Here is a 20959-nt window from a genome sequence, read left to right on the forward strand (position 1 = left end):
ATTTCATCATATAATGTAGTGTACCTATTAATACGTATTAAAAACACACATCACTATTTTGAATTTGGAGACGTTATGATTAATAAATTTAATCAACTTGTTGACTGTTCTGACTTAGGTAAATTGGTATTACGTGTTTCTCTTGGGGTTTTAATGTTATTACATGGGCTTCATAAAATGGAACCGGGCGGATTAGCGGGTATTCAGGGGATGTTAGCTAATGTTAATCTACCTACCTTTATTGCCTACGGTACAGTGATTGGGGAAGTGGTTGCCCCTATTTTACTGATTATCGGTTTATTTACTCGTGCGTCAGCACTTGTTTTAGCGGGTACAATGTTTGTTGCTGTATTGATGGTTCATTCTGGTGATCTATTTGCATTAAACCCTAAAACAGGGGGATGGGCGCCAGAAAGTGCGGGCTTTTATCTATTTGCCGCGATTGCTGTTATGTTTTTAGGCAGTGGTCGTTTTGCTGTTAAAAAAGATTAATAAATTTAATAATCAATGAATTTGAATGTTGATGTTATAACTTGATTAAAATTGATGAATAAACGCCCAGTTTTATCTTAAACTGGGCGTTTTGTTTTCGATAACGTAGTTAATTATCGTTTATAAAATAAAGTCATGTTTATTTTTGATTCGGTGGCGTTAACTTAAAGACCTTTTCATTCTCACCTAACCATTGACGAGCTACTTGGTTTATATCGTTAACACTTAATGTTTTTATAATGGCAGGATCAGTAAGTAAACGCTGGTACTGTTGGTCATCAGTTGCAACTTGAGCCAGAGCATCCGTCCAATAGCTTGCACTGTCATTTACCTGTGAATTTTCAGTTAGCCAGATATTTTTAGCCTCTTGTAACTCTTTATCTGTAATGCCTGACTGTTTAACTTCATTCACGACTTTACGAGCAAGAGTAATTAATTCGTCTGCACGCTCAGGTGATGCCGTAAAGTTTAAACGGCCGGTATAGTAGCTTGTCGGGACTTTCGTTAACATTTCAGAAAAACCAAGAGAGTAAATGCCCCCGGCACGTTCACGCAGATTGAGCCTTAAGCGTTGACTGATCACCGTATCAAGTAAATTCAGCGCTAATACTTGCTGCTGTGACCATTGAGCCGGTGCCGCATATTGAATGCTAATCATGCTCTTATCGCTACTTGCAATAGGGTATGTTTTACTAAACGAGGTAAGTTTAGGATTAATAGCGGGATCTGCCCAAAATAAGCGTTGCTCTGAACGCGTTGGCAGACTCGCAATCCAACGTTCAACAAGAGGTTTAACTTGATTTAGATTGATAGGACCACTGATAACTAAGGTCATATCAGCCGGTTGCCCTAAGATCATTTGGTTGGTTTGTTGTAATTGTTGGGCAGTAAATTGTCTCCAAGCACCTTGAGGCGAAATCACTAAACGATCGCCATTTTGATAGCTTTCTTTATTGATATTATCTAAGAAGGTGCGTTCAACCGGTGTTTTTGAGATCCCTAATGCCATCGCTTGTTTTTGTTGCTCTAATTTCTCGCCATTAAATTGCGGTGACGTGATTTTTAAGTGCATTAACGTGAGTAAAGTTTCCAATTCATCAATCGGTGCTTCACCACGGAAACCGTGGAATAACAGTTCGCTATAAGGGCGTAAATTAATTTGGTGTTGCTTGGTAAATAACGCCAATTCACGCGCATTATAATGACCATATCCACTGGCTTCAGGTAATTTTAATGCCCATTGCACCATGCCTAAGCTTTGATTGGTTTCAAGGGATGAACCACCCGGAATACGCAGTGAAACTTGAATATTATCTTTGAGATAACTGTCATTTTTCACAATCACTTTTACGTTATTGCTCAGTGTCCACTGTTGTGTTTTTTCAATGGGAAGTGATTGTGTTGAAACAACTGAACCTGTGAGTTCAGGTTTGACATCTAATACAACAGCTTGCGTTTTTAACGTAAATGCGCCTGGGTTTGATTGTCTAATTTCTTGCCAGCGTTGTGTGGCTTTAGTGGCATTAAACAAATTAGCATCATTATCAGGGCCAATCACAGCAACGCGTGGTGATGCTTGTTTTAGGTATTGCGCAAAATAGTGTTCAAGCGTTTCAGGCGTCACTTTATTGATGAGTTGATAGCTTAAATTTAATGCCTGTTTTTTTGTTTGAATTGGCATATCCAATTCAATGGCTGTCGTGATTTGGTTGGCTAAATAATCGTGCTCGTAACGTTCTTCGCCCGCAGCTTGTTGACTTAAACGTTTTAACAAGGCGTTACGTGCATTATCTAGCTCTTCTTGAGTCACAGGAACAGACGCTAAACGCTGAACTTCAGTCAATAAGATATCTAATGCGCCTTGGTAGTCATTCCCTTTAGGGTGCGCAATCATCAATTGTTGTGAGCGACGAGAGTCTAACATTGCACCTTGCGCATTAGCGCTAATAGACGCAATCAAGCCATTATCGACGATAGTTGAGAAGCGTTGATTTAAAATCGATAGCCATAATGAATCCATTAGGTCTTCATATTGACCTTGGCGGCTATTTAAAGGGGCAGGCAAAGTCCGTTGCAAGGTAAATTGCAAAATACGCGAGCCTTGCTCTTTATCGAAAATCGTTTTAACGAGTAAATCTTTATGATCGATAAAATTGTGCCAAGATGGATCGTCAATCCCTTTGTTCTCGCTATTTTTAGCGTTAAATAGTTGTTTAATATCCGCGATAGCATCGCCTTGATTAAAGTTACCCACCAGCACTAAAGCCATTCTTTCTGGTTGATACCAAGTATCATAATAACGTTTCGCATCTTTCACATCGCCGTGTTTAACGATGTCGAGATCGCCAATAGGGTCACGATTAAGGTAACGACTACCGTAATAACGTAACTCTTCTAACTGGCGATTAATACGAAAACCAATACCTTGGCGCAAACGCCATTCTTCAACAATAACCGGGCGCTCTTTATCAAATTCAATAGGGTCAAATGTCATTTCAAATGCCCAGTCTGATAAGATTTTTAGCCCTGTTTTAATTTGGATGGGGTTTGCATTTGGGAGTGACAGTTTATACGTTGTCGCATTTAAACTTGTTGCGGCATTTACGTGACTACCTAATTTCATACCTAGGCTTTCAAGTTGTTTAAAGCCCGTTGTACCCGGAAAATGAGTTGTACCTTTAAACGCCATATGTTCTGTAAAGTGTGAAAAACCAAGTTGCTTTTCATCTTCTTGTACAGAACCGCTTTTCACTAATAGACGCATTTCAACGCCGGTTTGTTGACGTTGCAGTAAGTAGACGTCTAACCCATTATCTAGCGTAAAATGGCGAACATCAGGACGCAGTAGTAGCGTATTTTTGTCATTTTGATTAGGGGTGCTTGCAGCACATCCTAAAAGTGAAAGGCTGACTGAAACAATCAGTAAGTTACGATACATATTCGGTAGCTCCAACAGGTTGAGAGGAGGATACGGTAGGGGCTTTTAATGAAAGCACATTATCTGCAATCACATGTGTAAAGCGCTGGTGGCTGACTAAGGCAATCCCCGCGGTTGGCAGATGTTGTTTTAGCAACGTCAACATGTTTAACGCATTTTGCTCATCAAGGGCTGATGTGGTTTCATCTAATAAAATAAGTTCAGGTTTATTGAGTAATAAACGGGCAAAAATAAGACGTTGTTGCTCACCACCTGATAGGCGTGTTGTCCAATCAGTTTCGAGTGAAAGTTGATTTTTTATTTTGTCTAAGCCCACCAAATGAAGCGCTTCTTCGTACTCTTTAGTGGAGAATTGATTAGGCTGACAAGGATAAGCGAGCAAACTATCTAAACGCGCAAAAGGCAGATACATACGTTGTGGGATCCAACACACATTTGGCGAGCGTTGAATTTCACCTTTGAAATAAGGCCAATGTCCACTTAATGCTCTAAGCAATGTTGATTTACCTAAACCAGAACAGCCTTCGATAACGGTTAATTCACCCGCTTTTACCGAGAAGTTAATATCTTGGATTAACAGGCTATCATCTTGCATAAATAGAGAAAGATTAGCTTTTAATTTAGTCTGCTTATCATTTAAATCAGCGACTTCTGACTCATGATCATGCTCTAAAAGCACCACGAAATTATAGAGACGGGTTACTGTTGCTTGCCATGCGGCAATCTCTTTATAAGAGAAAATAAACCAGCTTAATGCGCCTGCAACACTAGAGAATGCTTGTCTTAATTGCATTAATCCCCCTAGCATTAACTCGCCAGCAAGGAATTTAGGTAGGGCAAAAATAATGGGTGCCATTGCAGTCGCTTGTTGATAACCCACAGTGAAGAAAGCCAAATTTCTTTCGTAGCGGATAAGATTATTCCAGTTACGAATAACCCCTAAAAAGCGCCCCATTAATTCATTACGATCACTCATTTCACCACGTTGACCTGCAATCGCATCGCCATGTTGTTTGCGAGTGATAAGCGCAGTACGGTAATCAGCTTCTTTGCGTTGTTTATCCATATTAATTTTACGCAATGGCGAACCAATAAACTGCGTAATGGTGATCCCAATAATGGTATAGATAATACAAGCCCAGAACATATAGCCGGGAATTGTCCACTCGCTACCACCTAAGGTGAAAGAGATAGCGCCAGACAGCGACCAAAGAATGGTGGCAAAAGAGATAAGTGTGAGTAACGAGTGTAAAAATGTCACCGTTAAACGCATGGTTGATTCGATCAGTAAACGAATATCTTCTGCAATACGCTGATCCGGGTTATCAGGCTCTTGAGAAGTCAGTCTTAGCATATAGTGTTTACTGTTTTTCGATAACCAGCGGTCGAGGACTTGCTCTGTCATGCCTTCTCGCCAGCGAATAACCATTTTTTGGCGTAAAAAATCGCCCATGACCACGACAGTGATTAACCCTGCAATAATAATGACAAATTGTTGAAGGAGTTTGTATAGCGCTTGTCCGTCAAGTTGTTGTAATGCGTTATAGAAACTGCCATTCCATTCATTCATTTTGACGTTAAACCAAACCGATGACAGGGTTAAGGTTAACGAAATAATCAATAGAAACCAGCAGTAAAGGGCGGCACGCCGCCCCCAAAAAGGTGAAACTAAATAGAAAAATTGTTTTATTGTTTTCATTGCTTATTGGTCATATTTTTATTGTGTATCGACTTGGTTGCTCACATTAACTTCGTCAATTTATTAATAGTCGTAGCTGACTTGTAACCAGAACTGACGACCTGGTTCATACGATTTGTAATCTTTATCTTGGTAAGTAAAGTAGTCAGACACATTTTTAGTGTTAAGGACGTTATTTACTTCAACAGAAATACCTACACCATAAGCAAATTCAGGTTTCCAACCCAGTTTGGTATCCCAAGTAAAACGGCTACTGTAATTACGTTTTTTGTATTCAAATAATGGACCATATTCACTTGGTTTTGGGGAACCATTATTGGCTTTTTCTGCTTGTGAACGAGCGCCATTCCATTGAAGGCGGTTATACCAAGTCAGATCTAAATCATCCCAAACACTAGTGAGTTCAGCCGTGACTTTTAATGGCGAGTTAAAGTTGCCAGAAGGTAAGTCTTTTGCATTGATGATTTTTCCGTCATACCACACTTTGTCGTAGTTCATCCCTTGTACACTAGGATCGAAGTTGGCATAGCCAGAATCTTTAGGTGTATTCGTTTTGCTTTGTTGCCAGCTAATAGAAGCATTAAAAACATGGTCAGCTTGCGCTAATTCCCACGGCTGACTATTTTTCACAGAAAGCGTTACGGTATCGTGAGTACTGCGTCCATTGTTATTAAATTGACGAATTCTTATTTTATCTTTGTCATTTGGATATTTGGTATCACTACGCACTTCGTCACGACCTTCACGATGAACATATTGTAAACGCCATGTCGTGGATGCGATTTCTTGTTGTAAACCTAAAGTAATTTCATCGTTATAAGGTGTTTTTAGCGAATCGACGCCTTCAAAGTCAGTACGATTTTCCCAATCATTCGGATTGTCGTTATCACAAGAGTAATAGCAGTGCTGTAAGCCCGCATTCTGTGCGCCATAAAGCGCATAAGTCAGCATGGAACGACCGTAGTAACGGTTTACACCACCAATAATTAAAGTATTACCAGTGCCCCAAATATCATAAGTTCCGCTTAAACGAGGAGCGATATTATTCTTTTGAACAAAATCATCACGATCTAATCGAATACCCGGGCGCAACGTTAAACGTTTATATTGGATATTATCATCAAGATAAATCGAATAGTTTGTATACGAAGCATCATGTGTACCGGCAAGGAAACGTGTTGTTTGCTCTAATGAACCCATCCACTGATCATCCCAAGTGGAGCCAGTATAGGTATAGTTGTAGTAGGTTTTATCGCGAATATAAGAGCCTTTAGTACGGCTGATCTCAAATCCTGTGGTTGGCTGATGGCTTACAGCACCCCATTCAACAGGATTAAATCGCATAATACTTTTGGCGTTATAGGTTTCTTGTTTGCTCTTCAAATCACCTTGACCACCACTACTTATCTGCTGTGGATTTTTCCAATCGGTGTAGTCCTTGATGGTCACAAATTCGTCTTGATCGTTAGAACGTTTATCTTCCAGATTTTGATAACCTGCCGTTAATTCTAATGAACCAAGATCAAGCTGATGTTTATAAAGTGCGGTAAAACTTAAACCATTATGTTCGTTGTCATAACCTGAGTTATAGACAGAGCCGGAGAATAAATAGCTTTTATATCTGGCAATATTACTTGATAAATCAAAAGTTTGCTTTTCTGAAATATCCCAAGAATATTTAATAAAATAGTTATCTGAGGTACGGGTTTGATCTTTATAATGAGGTGTTTGCTCAACTTGTTCCAGTTCACCATCAGGATGACGGATCACTCCGCCTTCAGAGCTAATCATCATTGGGATCGTTGATTCACGACGAGATGCAGAGAAAATAAGCCCAGTATTGTCTGTTAAGCTTGTTTCAAACCAACCACCAAAGTTTTGTTTATCGTATTTTTTCTGGAATCGGGCTGGATTACTGAAATCATTATTTGCAGTATCAAAATTTAGTTTTGGATCAGTGAAAATATTGTTCCAGCTTGAACGAGTTGTACGATAATAGGCGTTGGCGTGTGTTTCACCAGACCAACGACGGCTTTGTACTTCAACGGTGCCACCCGTAAATCCGCCAAATTCCACAGGAATATTGTTATCGTAAACGGCTACGCTATCAATTAGGCGACTATCAAGGTACATCCCTTGTTCGTCACTACTAATGCGTGTGTTGGTTTCACCTAAATCTGATTTTGCAGGGTCAAAGTCATTGTTAAAACTTACACCATCAAGCTTGTAAGAGTTTTGATAACTACTAGAGCCGTGAATAGAAATACGAGAAGGTTTAATTTCACCCTGATTCATTGAGGTGCTGTCGTTATTGGAAAATTGAACAGCAGGGTTACTTTTTAGTAAGTCAGTAACGTTTCCATCACCTGTATTACGCTGTTTTATCTCTTCTGCGGTGATGTATTGCGGTGCAGAAACGACATCGGTAGCTGGATGATAAGCATTACCGACACCTGTGACTCTAACTTCAGGAATAACAATCTTGTTAGCCGTTGCTAGAGGTCGAATAACAAATCCACTTCCTTGTGGAATAATTTCTAATCCACTGCCAATTAAGACTTTTTGTAATGCGGTTTGGGTTTCAAATTGACCTGAAAGTGCTGGAGCACGTAGGTTTTTAACCGAATTTGCATCAAATAAAATTTGTACTTGCCCTTGTTTTGCAATGGCACTTAATGAATCAGCTAAAGACTGTTCTGGTAACGCCACAGAAACTGTAGATGCATAAGCGCAAGGTGCGGCAATAGTGGTACTTATTAGCAACGCTAGCAGAGACCTCTTAAGAGCCTCTTTTTTGTTATTCATTTTCATTTCACCAATCCCATTCACTAACTTAATAATTGTTGTTACTAGGGAAGAGGGTGAAATGAGAATTATCCTCACCTGTAAAAAAGAATATTTTTCATATTTATTTTTACTTATTGATAATTAACGCATTATTTTTATCGGTAAAAACAACATTAACCGGCAATATAAGTGGAATTGCGGTAATAAAGTCTTTGGCATCGTTTATATTCGCGATCCCTGAGACTTTCATTTTGGCAATTTCAGGAGAGGAAATTTGAATATTGATATCAAGATAAGGTTTGAGTTTGGTTATCACCTCATTCAATGGGCGCTCAAAGAAATGCAGTTGACCAAAACGCCAACTTCCCACGGAATCAACATTGACCGAAGAGATAACAAAACTATCACTGGTTAACTTGCTGGTGGCTTGAGAGCCAGCATACAAATAGGCTGGAGAAGATTTTGGTGTGGCTTTTACTTCGACAATCCCTTGATGTACAGCAACGTTAATTTGATTGTTATCATAACGACTGACTTCAAATTCAGTACCAACCACTTTAATTAATCGGCTATCAGCATGAACATAAAAAGGGCGATACGGATTTGATTTTACTTTGAAGTAAGCTTGTCCTTTATCTAGCCATAATCGTCTTTCTTCTTGCACATAAGCCACTCTTACCTGTGTGTTTCTGTCTAAATAAACTTTAGAGCCATCAGCTAAGGTCATTTCTTTCGGTAAGTCGCTGGTTGCAAGCGTCATATTATCCATCAGTAATGCAGGTAAATGACTATAAGGAAGATATAAAACGGTGAGTAAACAAAGAGTTGCTGTGGTGTGGAGCACTGGTCGCCAAGGTGCGCGTTTTTTCTTTTCAATTGTGGCTATTGTTGGTCGTGGTAATGCATCGCATTGACGCCAGATACCCGCAATATCTTGATACGCTTGCCGGTTTACATCATTTTCTATCCATACTTTAAATGCTTGACGTTGTTTAGGACTCATCCTTTGGCTGTGTTGCCGGGTGAACCAAAGGGCGGCTTGCTCATCAGTCGAACCATGGAGTAATTCATCATCAGTCTCCAAAAAAAAGGAGTCTGCGTCCTCATCTATGTGAGGTCTCGTTTCCGGTATATTTTTTTCCGGCTTACTCATCATTCGTGCATTTCTCCTTTCCTGCATCGACATATCTTTTGCAATGTAATAGGGCAGCCGCAATATGCTTTTCCACCATGCTGATTGAGATTTCCATTTGCTCTGCAATTTCGCTTTGTGATAGTCCATCAAAACGATAAAGAATAAATGCTTCTCGACGGCGTGGAGGTAATGTTTCAATTGCTTCGCTAAGTAGATCTAAACGCTGTTGATGCTCAAGAACATATCCCGGATCAAGCTCCGTGGTATAACTTTGAGCAGCGTCATCTAATTCACAATCATCCTGATAGATATCTTTTTGCTTTTGATTTTTTCTCCAATGGTCAATCAAAACGTGGTTCGCTATTTTAAACAGAAAAGCACGCTGTTCTTGCACAGGTGTTTGTTCTTTTCTGTTTAGCCATAGTGTAAACACATCTTGAGACAAATCATCTGCATCATGGTAATTACCCGTACGTTTGTGGAAAAAACGCACAAGTTGTCCATAGGTTGATTGATAGGCACAACTAATTTTTTGTGCCAATGATTTATCGCTAGCCATAATCTCTGGTGTCTAAAAAAGAGTGAAATAATAAGCTCTTACTGCTTCTTATGCGAACAAGTTATGATAATTATCAAGCTAATTTTTTATTGTATTATTAATAATAAGCAATATCATTTGTGTTTATATTATGCCTATAATTCATCAGAAAGAAAATCAGAGGCAAGAATTATGAGTAGTATGTCGGCGACTTTTTCACGCCGTAGGTCATTTTCTATTGGTGGATTTGCCGCCAGTATTTTATTTCATGCAACATTAGTCGTTGTCGCTATTGGTTGGATAACATCTAAAGATGAGCGCTATGGCGTTTTACCACCCGCGATGACAATGGATATTGGTATTTATCAACTGGCTCAGGTAGAAACAAAAGATGTTCCTATCGGCCCTGAAAAAGTGATGTCTGTTCCTGAACCCGCAGAAACAGAACCAGAGCCAGTCAAAGAAGTATTAGATTTACCTAAAATGCCCGTTGTTGAACACGGTACTTATGAACGTATTCCCGAAAAGCCAAAAGTCAAACCCGTAGTGAAGCCGAAACCTGTGGCAGTAAAAGTGCCTGATGATCTTCCTGTCTCTGAAGCACCATCGGAAGTGACAAGTGCGCCAGTTTCTGGTGCTAATACGGCCAGCAGTGCGCAATTTAATAGCTTATCCTCTTCGTCGGTGAGTGGACAAATGGGCTGGGAAAGTTTAGTACATAGTCATATTGAAATGTATAAACGTTACCCACGTACAGCAATACGTTTTAAAGCGACAGGAGTGACACAAATTTCTATTGTGTTAAATGCTAAAGGGGAATTATTAGATGCGAAAGTGGAAACATCATCAGGTAATCGCATTCTTGATAGAGAAGCGTTAAATACAGTTAAACGTGCTTCGCCATTTCCAGCACCTGAAAGCTATCGCTTAGTTGATGGTCGTATTTCATTTACTGCGCCTTTAACATTTGATTATAGGCAAGAAAGTTAAGTTATTATTTATTACATATTAAACTAACTATTAAAATAAATAATTTAAAGAAACAGAAACTAAAAAACCACCGTAAGGTGGTTTTTTAGTTTTAATCTTTGTGTTCGTCGGCATCGCAATTTTTCAGCGTCGCGGGGAAGATTGCCGCCTCTTTTATCCCCACCAACGAAATAAGAGTATCATAGTGAAAATATGACAGCAATATAATTATCTAATAGAGTTTTTGTATGATGAAATCTCATCATCAACCTCATCAATATATAATGCATTGCTTTCATGAGTATACATATACATTTCTTTTAATATCAATAAGTCATTTTTTAAAGAATATAACTCTGATTCTAAATTTTTATTTGTTTTTCTTAATTCTTCAATTTCTGTATATAATTTATTTTTTGATATTGATGATAGTAGCCCTTTATCTAATAATTTTTTATCTCCACGACAAAGTGAACCTCGATAATCCTCATTTCTATAATATTGATTGTATCCTTTTAATTTAAATAAAGGAGGAAGTATTCGCGTAACACAAACAGTTTGGATCATATCACATAAAGCATAAGTTTCTTTTTTAGCAAGATCACCAATGTTTTTTATTGATTCATCTGATAATTTAAAAATAGAGGCATTAACGGCTAAGTCATGAGGCTTTTTTGATGTGAGTGGAATGACTTTAACCCCTCTGTCATCAGCTTTTACTACAATCGCAGGTCTTCTCTTATGCATTTCACCCTGTTGAATATTATCAGGATAGCGTTTATTTGTTTTTATACCCGCATCCAAAGTAACACATGAGAAGATATGCCCAAATTCAACAATAATAATTTTACCAAGATATAATATTGATTTAGCACTTTTATAATTTTTATTTTTTAATGTTTGAGATAAGTAAATATCATCTGAAACATTTCTTGGAGATAGCCAAATATTTATAAGAATATTATTCTCAGATAGAGTTTGAATTTTTGAACTTTTTATTTCCCATCGGTGTTCTTTTCTACCTATAAATGATTTTGTGATAAAAACAGGATAGAAATTTTCTTTATCAATATTATCTCTAAATAGTGGAGTGATGATTTCATTTATACCATTTAGAATAACATGACCTAATAATATTTCAGATTGATAATTATAAAATTCAAAATAATTAATTCTTATCATAATATAATCCGTTAAGTAATGGTGAAGTATATCTTTGTTTTCGGGATTATTTTAGATTAATGAGATTTTATTTTTTCTATTTTAAACTTTAAATATATTTATTAAATTTCAAGCTAATTAAATATAAAAAAGCAGAGAATAATCTCTGCTTTTATTTTTGGTCGTAAGAAAAATAATTTTAATTATTTGGCCATACGTTTGTACTTCATACGACGAGGCTGAATAGCGTCGTTGCCTAATGTACGTTTTTTGTATTCTTCGTATTCAGTAAAGTTACCTTCGAAGAATTCCACTTTACCTTCATCTTGATAATCAATGATATGAGTGGCAATACGGTCAAGGAACCAACGGTCATGCGAGATAACCATTGCACAACCAGGAAACTCTAACAGGGCATTTTCTAACGCACGTAAAGTTTCAACGTCGAGGTCGTTGGTTGGTTCATCGAGCAATAACATGTTACCGCCAACTTGTAGCAGTTTCGCCAAGTGCAAACGACCGCGCTCACCACCAGAAAGTTCGCCAACACGTTTACCTTGGTCAACGCCTTTAAAGTTAAAGCGACCAACATAAGCACGGCTTGGAATTTCAAAGTTACCAATACGCATAATGTCTTGGCCACCTGAAACTTCTTCCCAAACAGTTTTACTGTCGTCCATGCTGTCTCGGAACTGATCAACCGATGCTAGTTTAACAGTATCACCTAGTGTTAAGGTGCCTGAATCGGGTTGTTCTTGACCTGAGATCATACGAAATAGCGTTGATTTACCTGCACCGTTAGGACCGATAATACCGACAATCGCCCCTTTAGGAATAGAGAAGCTTAAATCATCAATCAGAACGCGATCACCATAAGATTTTGTTAGATTATTAATTTCTAACACTTTATCGCCTAAACGTGGTCCAGGTGGAATAAAGAGTTCACTGGTTTCATTACGCTTTTGATAATCAACGCTGTTAAGCTCTTCAAAACGAGCAAGACGTGCCTTGCCTTTTGCTTGACGACCTTTAGGATTTTGACGGATCCACTCAAGTTCTTTTTGAATAGATTTATGGCGAGCCGCTTCGGTTGCCGCTTCTTGCTCAAGACGTGCATCTTTTTGCTCTAACCATGAAGAGTAGTTACCTTCCCATGGAATACCTTCACCACGGTCAAGTTCTAAGATCCAACCCGCAACGTTATCAAGGAAGTAACGGTCGTGGGTGATCGCCACAACAGTACCTTCATAATCATGTAAGAAGCGCTCTAACCAAGCCACAGATTCTGCATCTAAGTGGTTAGTGGGTTCATCTAATAACAGCATATCTGGTTTTTCTAACAGAAGACGACAGATAGCAACACGGCGGCGTTCACCCCCTGAAAGTTTTTCAATTTTAGCGTCCCATTCAGGTAAACGCAGTGCTTCTGCTGCGCGCTCTAATTGATTTTCAAGGTTATGACCATCATGAGATTGAATAATCGCTTCTAACTGACCTTGTTCTTTTGCTAATTTATCGAAATCAGCATCAGGATCGGCATAAGCCGCATAAACTTCATCAAGGCGGTTTAATGCGTTTTTCAGTTCGCTAACGGCTTCTTCAACGGCTTCACGTACTGTATGTTCTGGGTTTAATTTTGGTTCTTGTGGTAAGTAACCAATTTTAATACCTGGTTGTGGACGTGCTTCACCTTCGATATCAGTATCAATACCTGCCATGATGCGTAGTAATGTTGATTTACCGGCACCATTAAGACCAAGCACACCAATTTTCGCGCCCGGGAAGAAGCTGAGTGAAATGTTTTTAAGGATATGTCGCTTAGGTGGGACAATTTTCCCGACACGCAACATACTATAAACGTATTGAGCCACTATAATTACCCTTTGATTATAAAAGAGATTTTATCTGAAGTGCCACTTTTTGCGCTAAAAACAAATTTTTTGTGATTAAGCCGCGTGTTTATGGCACCAAAATGAACAATAGCAAAGTCAATGCCAGTATTTTGCCAAAGACCCGAAAATGATGAAAGTCGCCAGTATACCCGATTTATAAAAGAAAACCTTAGTCAAAAGAGAGGTTTTTATCCACCTTTCGTACTTCCTCTGAAAGTAAAGAAAATTTCTCTTAAAGAGGGGAACTTACATTGTTAATGATTATCATATTAGCTAATGTATTCACTCTTTGGTGGTTCTATTTGAGGTGGGAGAAATAACGTGGTGAAGCAAACATGGTCATTAGCCGTAGCAATAGGGGCATTGTGTTTTTCTACATGGACACAAGCAGACTCACTCAGTGAGCAACGTGGTCGTTATCAAGAAATTAAAGCAGCGTGGGATCTTAAAAAAACAGATGAAGTAGAAAAATTACTCCCCACATTGCAAAGTTACCCACTTTATCCCTATTTGGAATACCGTCAAATTACGGACAATCTTGATGTCATTGCGCCTGCTGTAGTCACTGAGTTTGTTGCTAAATATCCAACATTACCGCCAGCAAAAGCACTTCCTTCATTGTTTGTGAATGAATTGGCAAAACGTCAAGAGTGGCAAAATTTACTGACTTTTAGTCCAAATCCACCGAATCCTAAAGCAGCAAGATGTAATTACTATTATGCAAAATGGGCAACCGGTGATATCCAGACAGCATGGGTAGGGGCTAAAGAAGCATGGTTAAATGGCACTTCGATGCCATCAAGTTGCGATCCTCTTTTTGATGAATGGCAAAAAGCGAATCAATTAACACCAGAATTAGTATTAGAGCGAATTAATTTAGCAATTAAAAACGGTAATACGGCGCTTGCTGCTTACTTGGCTCGACGTCTCCCTGAGAATTATCAAACCATTAGTGATGCCTTGGTTGAATTACAAGACTATCCAAACTTAGTTGGGCGCTATGCAACTACGCTTTCACCAACAGATTTTACTCGCGCCATCATACAATCTGCATTTTCACGTTGGGCAAGAAAAGACGCTGATGCAGCAAGAGCGCAGATTGATAATATCGCGCATGCGCAAAAAATGACGGCGAGTGAACGCCAGTTAATGCGTGATACAGTGGCATGGCAATATATGCCTTATGCCACACCTGAGCAGGTAAAATGGCGTGATAGCGTTATTCAAGATACAGCATCAGATACATTGCGTGAGCGTCGTGTACGCCTAGCATTAAGCCAAAATCAACCCGCTGAATTGGCATTGTGGTTAGAAAGACTCTCTCCTGAAAGCAAAAATAAGGAAGAGTGGCGTTATTGGCGAGCAATGGTATTGCAATCACAAGGTAAAAACAGTGAAGCACAAGCTATTTTAGAAGCGCTAACACAAAATCGTGGTTTTTACCCAATGGTTGCGGCTGCCAAATTAGGTAAGCCTTATGTGATGGTGATAGATAAAGCCCCTAGTGTTTCATCAAACATCCCTAATCAGCCAGAAATACAGCGTGTTCGTGAGTTAATGTATTGGCAGATGGATAACTTAGCGCGATCAGAGTGGGCAAACTATGTCGCTTCACAGCCAGCGCAAATACAGTCTGAATTAGCGCGTTATGCATACGAGCAAAAATGGGCTGATTTAGCAGTACAAGCCACGATCACTGGGAAAATGTGGGATCATCTAGAAGAACGCTTCCCTCTTGCTTGGAAAAATGAGTTTGAGCAATATACGAAAGATAAATCAATAGACCGCAATTATGCGATGGCGATTGCTCGTCAAGAAAGTGCGTGGAACCCCCAAGCTCGCTCTTCAGCGGGTGCAACAGGTTTAATGCAGGTTATGCCAAAAACAGCAGAGTTTACGGTAAAACAAGCAGGTATTACGGGATATACAAGTAGTGCACAATTGACAAATCCTGTGAAGAATATTGAGATTGGTACCGCTTATCTTGATTCTGTCTATCAACGTTTTAACCAAAACCGTATTTTGGCAAGTGCTGCGTATAATGCGGGACCTGCGCGTGTTGACCGTTGGTTATCTGATGCAAATGGTCAATTAGACGCGATTGCGTTTGTTGAAAGTATTCCTTTTGCTGAAACTCGTGGTTATGTCAAAAATGTACTCTCTTTTGCTGTTTTCTATAGCTATTTTGCGGGCGAACAGCAGCCAGTACTGACTGAAAATGAGTGGAATAGTCAGTATTAAGAGATAATAACGCGGATTTATTGTTGGAGCCTCTTTGTACATTAGTAAAGTATGTTATATTATGTACTAGTTAATGAGTGTGGCAAAAAGAGGTTCCCACGATGCAAGATCCTGCATTATCACCTGAAGAGAATGAGCACTGGCTAAGATTTGTTGAGTTATTACAACATGCTTTTGAGCAAAATGTGCAATTTCCTATTTTACAACTTTTAATGACACCTGATGAACGTAGTGCTTTGGCAACTCGAGTTCGCATTGTGCAAGAGCTAATGCGAGGGGATTTAAGTCAGCGTGAGTTAAAAGAAGAGTTAGGCGTTGGTATTGCCACCATCACTAGAGGCTCTAATAGTTTAAAAACAGCGCCACATGATGTGAAATTATGGCTTGAAAAAGAACTAATGACGAAAAAATAGTCGCGTTGTTACTCACTAAACTAGAATAATAAAAAGCCATTTAATTGTTTGATTAAATGGCTTTTTTTGTTTCTTTTTATCTAACAGCAGACTTATCTAGAAGCTGATTTATCTAAAAAAACGCATCAGATTAATTATTAATCTTCTTTTTGATTGAGTTCTTTATAGATATCATGAGTGACAGGTACTAATGCCAGCACTAATGCTTGTTGATACACAGAAGTACGACTGAGTAGACCATCAGTAAAATAACCAATCGCACCGCCGCGCTGTTTGATGTTGTCAATTTTTGTTAAGAAAGCCATTTCATCGCCAAGCTCCCGGCCTTCACGGATCCCTTTTAAGATCTGTTCTGGTAGCATAAGGCTTGCTGAGCGTGATTCTCCACGAATTTGACCATGTTCGACAACAATCCAAGCAAAGGTCATATCATCTTCGATACCGGCTTCGACGCCAACCCAAAAATCAGCTTCAGGGCGAACTTGGCGAGCTGCCATCACACGTTGACGTGCGCCAGTTCTCGTTTCTGTATTTCCGATAGGTTGCTGTGGAACACGGCTATCGACATTAATATCTTCAATATCAAAGGTATCTTTACCGAATACTTGCTCAAAGGCGAGTTTTATCGCGTTGATTTTTGCTGGATTCGTAGTGGCTGCAATGACATGATACATAATGAATTAATCATCCTTTGAAAAAATTAGAGCAGTATAACGGAAAAAATGTATGTTACAGGTCTATCTTGTTCGCCACGGTGAAACTGAATGGAACGTGGCGCGACGTATTCAAGGGCAATCTGATAGCCCACTAACAGCGAATGGTGTGCGTCAAGCACAGCAAGTTGCTGAAAAAGTAAAATCAGCAGGCATTACCCACATTATCTCAAGCGATCTTGGCCGTACTCGTCAAACGGCAGAAATCATTGCACAAGCTTGTGGCTGTGAAGTGATAACTGACCCACGTTTACGTGAACTTAATATGGGCGTTCTTGAACAGCGAGAGATCGCAACATTAAAGACACAAGAAGAGGCTTGGCGCAAGAGTTTGATTGATGGTACACCTGATGGACGAATTCCCCAAGGAGAATCAATGGCAGAATTAGCAAGTCGTATGCAGGCTGCGCTAAATCAATGCCTTGATTTACCCGAAAATAGCCGTCCACTATTAGTCAGTCATGGTATTGCTTTAGGGTGCTTACTGAGCACGGTATTAGGATTGCCTGCATATGCAGAACGCCGTTTAAGACTGCGCAATTGCTCTATTTCTCGCGTTGATTATCAAAATAGCCCTTGGCTTGCTAATGGCTGGGTGATTGAAACCGCGGGTGATGTGAGTCATCTTACTGATATTGCACTAGATGAAGTCCAGCGCTAAAAAATAAAAGCTCTCTTTTTCATACGACAAAGAGAGCTTTTTCTTATGCAGTTACACCTTCGTGTTCGCGTTTAATTGGAATGTAATATTCAAAACGTTCGATATGATCTTGTGGCTCCGTTACCATCTCATTACTGTAACGCACATTTTTAAGATAATATTTTTCAACGTCATAGCCTTTACGGCGCGTTAATCCCATATTAGGTAAGCAGACGCCATAAATTAGGAATAAAAACTCCTGCATTGCACCGCGTTTTGCCTCACCTTCAAAATCAAACCGAATGTAATCACCGCCAGCAAGAGAGACTTCATTTGCTGCATCATCATCGATAAACGTTGCATAATCTGGTTCAACAGCAGTGGTGTAAAGCACACGTTGTTCGTCTTCATGTTCATCGCTATGTTGTGCGTGGTGAAGCCCATAAACTTGATGAGGGACAGCGCTTATCTTGCTCATGTAGTAGCGCCAGAAGGTTTGGCGCATGTTAGAGCAGGCTTCGGCCCATTGCTCAAGGGTGTGGCTACAAGTTTGCTCAATACCAATTAATTTTTTCTCAGATAGTGTTACAAATTCCCATTTAGGTAAATTTTGAGGATCTAAGGTAATTGGTGGACAAATGCCTACCGCGCACCATTCATCAGTACGACGATAAAGTGCGGGTGTTCTATCAAATTGCTTTTTAAAAGCGCGGGTAAAAGTCTGTTGAGAATCAAAACGATATTGCAAAGCAATGTCTAAAATAGGGCGGCTCGTTAAACGTAATGCAACGGCTGCACGGGATAGACGCCTTGAACGAATATAAGAACCAATCGCTTGTCCTGTAACTTCTTTAAACATGCGTTGTAGATGCCACTTGGAGTAACCCGCTTTGGTTGCGACATTATCGAGGGATAATGGCTTGTCTAGGTTACTATCAAGCCAAGCGAGCAAATCACGTATGATGTTGGTTTGATCCATACATCTCCCTTAATCATATTCGTTTGTTTATTGCCGTAGATGGTAAAGAGCCTGAACATCTATAACAAGTTATATTGTTAAACAATCGTAGAATATAGTCTTTTTCATCAACTAATGTACACAAATTCTTCTATCAGTTAGTAATAGATTGTTTTATTCTAGACGCAATTACTTTCTCATCTTTTCAATGGAACAAGGTAAATATGTTAAATTTCAAAAAGATGCTAGCTGTCTCTATCTTACTCCCTTTTTCTTTGATGGCAAAAGCAGAAGAAATTGGCTACGTGGATACGGTATTTAAGTTTTTTGGCGCTAACCATAAAATTGTGATTGAAGCATTTGATGATCCTGAAGTTAAAAATGTCACATGTTATTTAAGCCGAGCAAAAACGGGGGGCATTTCAGGGAGCTTAGGTCTTGCTGAAGATACTGCTGATGCGGCAATTTCTTGCCAGCAAGTAGGACCTATTGAACTAAGTGAAAAGGTTATTAAAGGGAAAAATAATGGCGATGTTGTTTTCCAGAAAAGAACATCACTCGTCTTTAAAAAGCTTCAAGTTGTACGTTTTTACGATAAACAGCGCCACGCTTTAGTTTACCTGACGTACTCTGATAAAGTCATTGATGGTTCGCCAAAAAATGCGATTAGTGCAGTACCTATTATGCCGTGGAAAGAGTGATTTGCATTTGCTAGAGAAATTAATGGTTAATAAAATTAATACGAATAAGGTTTAAAATTTTTTTAAAAAAGAAGTTATATTTTTTTTCAAAATAGTCGCTGAGATCAATTTTCACTGTTTGTGATTTTATTAATCCTTCTCTAGATTTAGATAAAGAAAACCCCTGAATATCATTCAGGGGTTTTTTATTAGTAAAGTGTTTGAGATTAGATCAAATCACTCGTCTAAATCACCACAGAAGCGATAACCTTCACCATGAATTGTTGCAATGATTTCTGGTGTATCGGGTGTTGACTCAAAATGCTTACGAATACGACGGATAGTTACGTCAACAGTACGATCATGAGGTTTCAGTTCACGGCCTGTCATTTTCTTCAGTAATTCTGCACGAGTTTGGATTTTTCCTGGGTTCTCGCAGAAATGCAGCATCGCACGAAATTCACTGCGTGGTAATTTATATTGTTCACCAGCAGGGCTGATTAGTGAGCGGCTGTTAATATCCAGCTCCCAACCATTGAATTTATAGCTTTCCACTAAACGGCGTTCTTCTGTGCCATTAACTAAATTCATGGTACGTGACAGTAAGTTACGTGCACGAATCGTTAATTCACGAGGGTTAAATGGTTTAGTAATGTAATCATCGGCACCAATTTCTAGGCCTAAGATTTTATCAACTTCATTATCACGACCTGTTAGGAACATTAGTGCAACACTTACCTGTTCACGTAATTCACGAGCAAGTAACAGCCCATTTTTACCAGGAAGGTTAATGTCCATAATGACCAGATTAATATCATGATCAGATAGAACATTGTGCATTTCGTTGCCATCAGTGGCTTCGTGTACGATATACCCTTCAGCTTCGAATATGCTTTTCAGGGTATTACGAGTAACAACTTCGTCTTCAACAATCAGAATGTGCGGGGTTTGCATATTTGCTACCTAAAATTACCAAAATAGAAAAAGGAAATCTGTGTTTAACTTCTGTGTGCACTTGTGTGGTTATTCATTTTTGTTATTAGCACGTAAAAACTAGACCCAGATTGAAATTCGATAAATAACCATCACGTTATTACAAAACTTGCAATTTTAATCGATAATGGACGCTAAAATCAGAATGCAAAACGCCCATAGTCTATTAACAGCAATATAACACCAGTTGTATTAAATACCATCTAAAAAGCTAACTTTTGTTGACACATATCAAAATCAAGGTAACAGCTTAACCTTGATTTCAATAGTTAACTATATAATTTGATTTATGTAATGTAAAAGAAAAATATATGTTAAATATAGTGGGGTTTATTTTTTTTTCCAGTTTTGTTACACAATTTAAAGTAGCATAAAATACCTTATTCCTTATAAAAGTACAAATCCCCAAATAACTCTAAAACGGTAGCTTTATTTTCTTTGTTTATCCCTTTGTGATAGCAATATCTATACTACTATAGGGGTAATGAGCGAATAAATTTCACTTAATTTAAGTTTGTTTTTTGGTGAAAAAAAAGAAAAAATTTGACATCTCTCTCGCTTTGCTTTAACCAGTATATAGTCAAACTAAATTTGAGACAGACAGGATAGTTATGCGTATTTACAGCCCAGCTAAAATGACAATTATTACCACCACCACCGGAATCTTATATTGCGGGGCGGGCTGTCGCATATAAAAAACGAAAATCGAA

At 38.8% G+C, this 20959-nt stretch carries 16 protein-coding genes; 6 read left to right on the plus strand and 10 right to left on the minus strand.

Annotated elements, in window-relative coordinates:
- Positions 1 to 75: 75 nt before the first annotated feature.
- A complete protein-coding gene (locus tag BTA34_RS01590) occupies positions 76 to 492 on the plus strand; it encodes a DoxX family protein (RefSeq protein WP_151434229.1) in 417 nt (138 codons plus the stop codon).
- 139 nt (positions 493 to 631) lie between these two features.
- Here BTA34_RS01590 and BTA34_RS01595 read toward each other — a convergent pair whose 3' ends face one another.
- From BTA34_RS01595 to BTA34_RS01615, 5 genes are all read right to left on the minus strand, one after another.
- Positions 632 to 3430, minus strand: a complete 2799-nt coding sequence (locus tag BTA34_RS01595) for a M16 family metallopeptidase (RefSeq protein ID WP_151434230.1) — start codon at positions 3428 to 3430, stop codon at positions 632 to 634.
- Positions 3420 to 5129, minus strand: a complete 1710-nt coding sequence (locus BTA34_RS01600; protein WP_151434231.1) for an ABC transporter ATP-binding protein/permease — start codon at positions 5127 to 5129, stop codon at positions 3420 to 3422. Before BTA34_RS01600 ends, BTA34_RS01595 begins: the two co-directional genes overlap by 11 nt.
- 63 nt (positions 5130 to 5192) lie before the next feature.
- Positions 5193 to 7940: a TonB-dependent receptor gene (locus BTA34_RS01605; RefSeq protein WP_151434232.1), complete on the minus strand. Its 2748-nt coding sequence runs from the start codon at positions 7938 to 7940 to the stop codon at positions 5193 to 5195.
- Positions 7941 to 8043: 103 nt separating this feature from the next.
- Positions 8044 to 9072: a FecR family protein gene (locus tag BTA34_RS01610; protein ID WP_265576148.1), complete on the minus strand. Its 1029-nt coding sequence runs from the start codon at positions 9070 to 9072 to the stop codon at positions 8044 to 8046.
- A complete protein-coding gene (locus BTA34_RS01615) occupies positions 9062 to 9610 on the minus strand; it encodes an RNA polymerase sigma factor (protein WP_151434233.1) in 549 nt (182 codons plus the stop codon). Before BTA34_RS01615 ends, BTA34_RS01610 begins: the two co-directional genes overlap by 11 nt.
- Before the next feature lie 171 nt (positions 9611 to 9781).
- On the opposite strand from BTA34_RS01615, the gene BTA34_RS01620 reads away from it, so the two are divergent.
- Positions 9782 to 10579, plus strand: a complete 798-nt coding sequence (locus tag BTA34_RS01620; protein WP_151434234.1) for an energy transducer TonB — start codon at positions 9782 to 9784, stop codon at positions 10577 to 10579.
- A 207-nt stretch (positions 10580 to 10786) separates the two neighbouring features.
- Here the strand turns inward: BTA34_RS01620 and BTA34_RS01625 are convergent, their stop codons facing one another.
- Both BTA34_RS01625 and ettA read right to left on the minus strand, forming a co-directional pair.
- The gene (locus BTA34_RS01625) at positions 10787 to 11740 is read right to left on the minus strand and encodes a type II toxin-antitoxin system PemK/MazF family toxin (protein ID WP_151434235.1); all 954 of its coding nucleotides are present in this window, start codon (positions 11738 to 11740) and stop codon (positions 10787 to 10789) included.
- 182 nt (positions 11741 to 11922) lie between these two features.
- Positions 11923 to 13590: an energy-dependent translational throttle protein EttA gene (gene ettA, locus BTA34_RS01630; protein ID WP_151434236.1), complete on the minus strand. Its 1668-nt coding sequence runs from the start codon at positions 13588 to 13590 to the stop codon at positions 11923 to 11925.
- A 342-nt stretch (positions 13591 to 13932) separates the two neighbouring features.
- Here ettA and sltY point away from each other — a divergent pair, with 342 nt between their 5' ends.
- Together sltY and trpR are read left to right on the plus strand one after the other, a co-directional pair.
- Positions 13933 to 15852 (plus strand): murein transglycosylase, encoded by a 1920-nt coding sequence (sltY, locus tag BTA34_RS01635; RefSeq protein ID WP_151434237.1) that lies wholly within the window; start codon positions 13933 to 13935, stop codon positions 15850 to 15852.
- Between the two features lie 101 nt (positions 15853 to 15953).
- Entirely contained in the window at positions 15954 to 16265 is a 312-nt protein-coding gene (gene trpR / locus BTA34_RS01640; RefSeq protein WP_151434238.1) for a trp operon repressor, read from the plus strand.
- A gap of 137 nt (positions 16266 to 16402) precedes the next feature.
- On the opposite strand, the gene yjjX is transcribed toward trpR, so the two are convergent.
- Positions 16403 to 16939, minus strand: coding sequence for an inosine/xanthosine triphosphatase (gene yjjX, locus BTA34_RS01645; RefSeq protein ID WP_023580954.1), 537 nt, complete (start codon positions 16937 to 16939; stop codon positions 16403 to 16405).
- A gap of 52 nt (positions 16940 to 16991) precedes the next feature.
- Between yjjX and gpmB the strand changes: the two genes are divergently transcribed.
- The gene (gene gpmB, locus BTA34_RS01650; protein ID WP_151434239.1) at positions 16992 to 17639 is read left to right on the plus strand and encodes a 2,3-diphosphoglycerate-dependent phosphoglycerate mutase GpmB; all 648 of its coding nucleotides are present in this window, start codon (positions 16992 to 16994) and stop codon (positions 17637 to 17639) included.
- A 43-nt stretch (positions 17640 to 17682) separates the two neighbouring features.
- On the opposite strand, the gene robA is transcribed toward gpmB, so the two are convergent.
- On the minus strand, positions 17683 to 18597 hold the full coding sequence (gene robA, locus BTA34_RS01655; RefSeq protein ID WP_151434240.1) for an MDR efflux pump AcrAB transcriptional activator RobA: 915 nt from the start codon (positions 18595 to 18597) through the stop codon (positions 17683 to 17685).
- 221 nt (positions 18598 to 18818) lie between these two features.
- On the opposite strand from robA, the gene creA reads away from it, so the two are divergent.
- Entirely contained in the window at positions 18819 to 19277 is a 459-nt protein-coding gene (creA, locus tag BTA34_RS01660; RefSeq protein ID WP_171455359.1) for a protein CreA, read from the plus strand.
- 216 nt (positions 19278 to 19493) lie between these two features.
- Here creA and arcA read toward each other — a convergent pair whose 3' ends face one another.
- Entirely contained in the window at positions 19494 to 20210 is a 717-nt protein-coding gene (gene arcA / locus BTA34_RS01665; RefSeq protein ID WP_151434241.1) for a two-component system response regulator ArcA, read from the minus strand.
- Positions 20211 to 20959 lie beyond the last annotated feature (749 nt).

Source organism: Proteus sp. CD3, from assembly GCF_008808075.1.
Taxonomy (GTDB): domain Bacteria; phylum Pseudomonadota; class Gammaproteobacteria; order Enterobacterales; family Enterobacteriaceae; genus Proteus; species Proteus appendicitidis.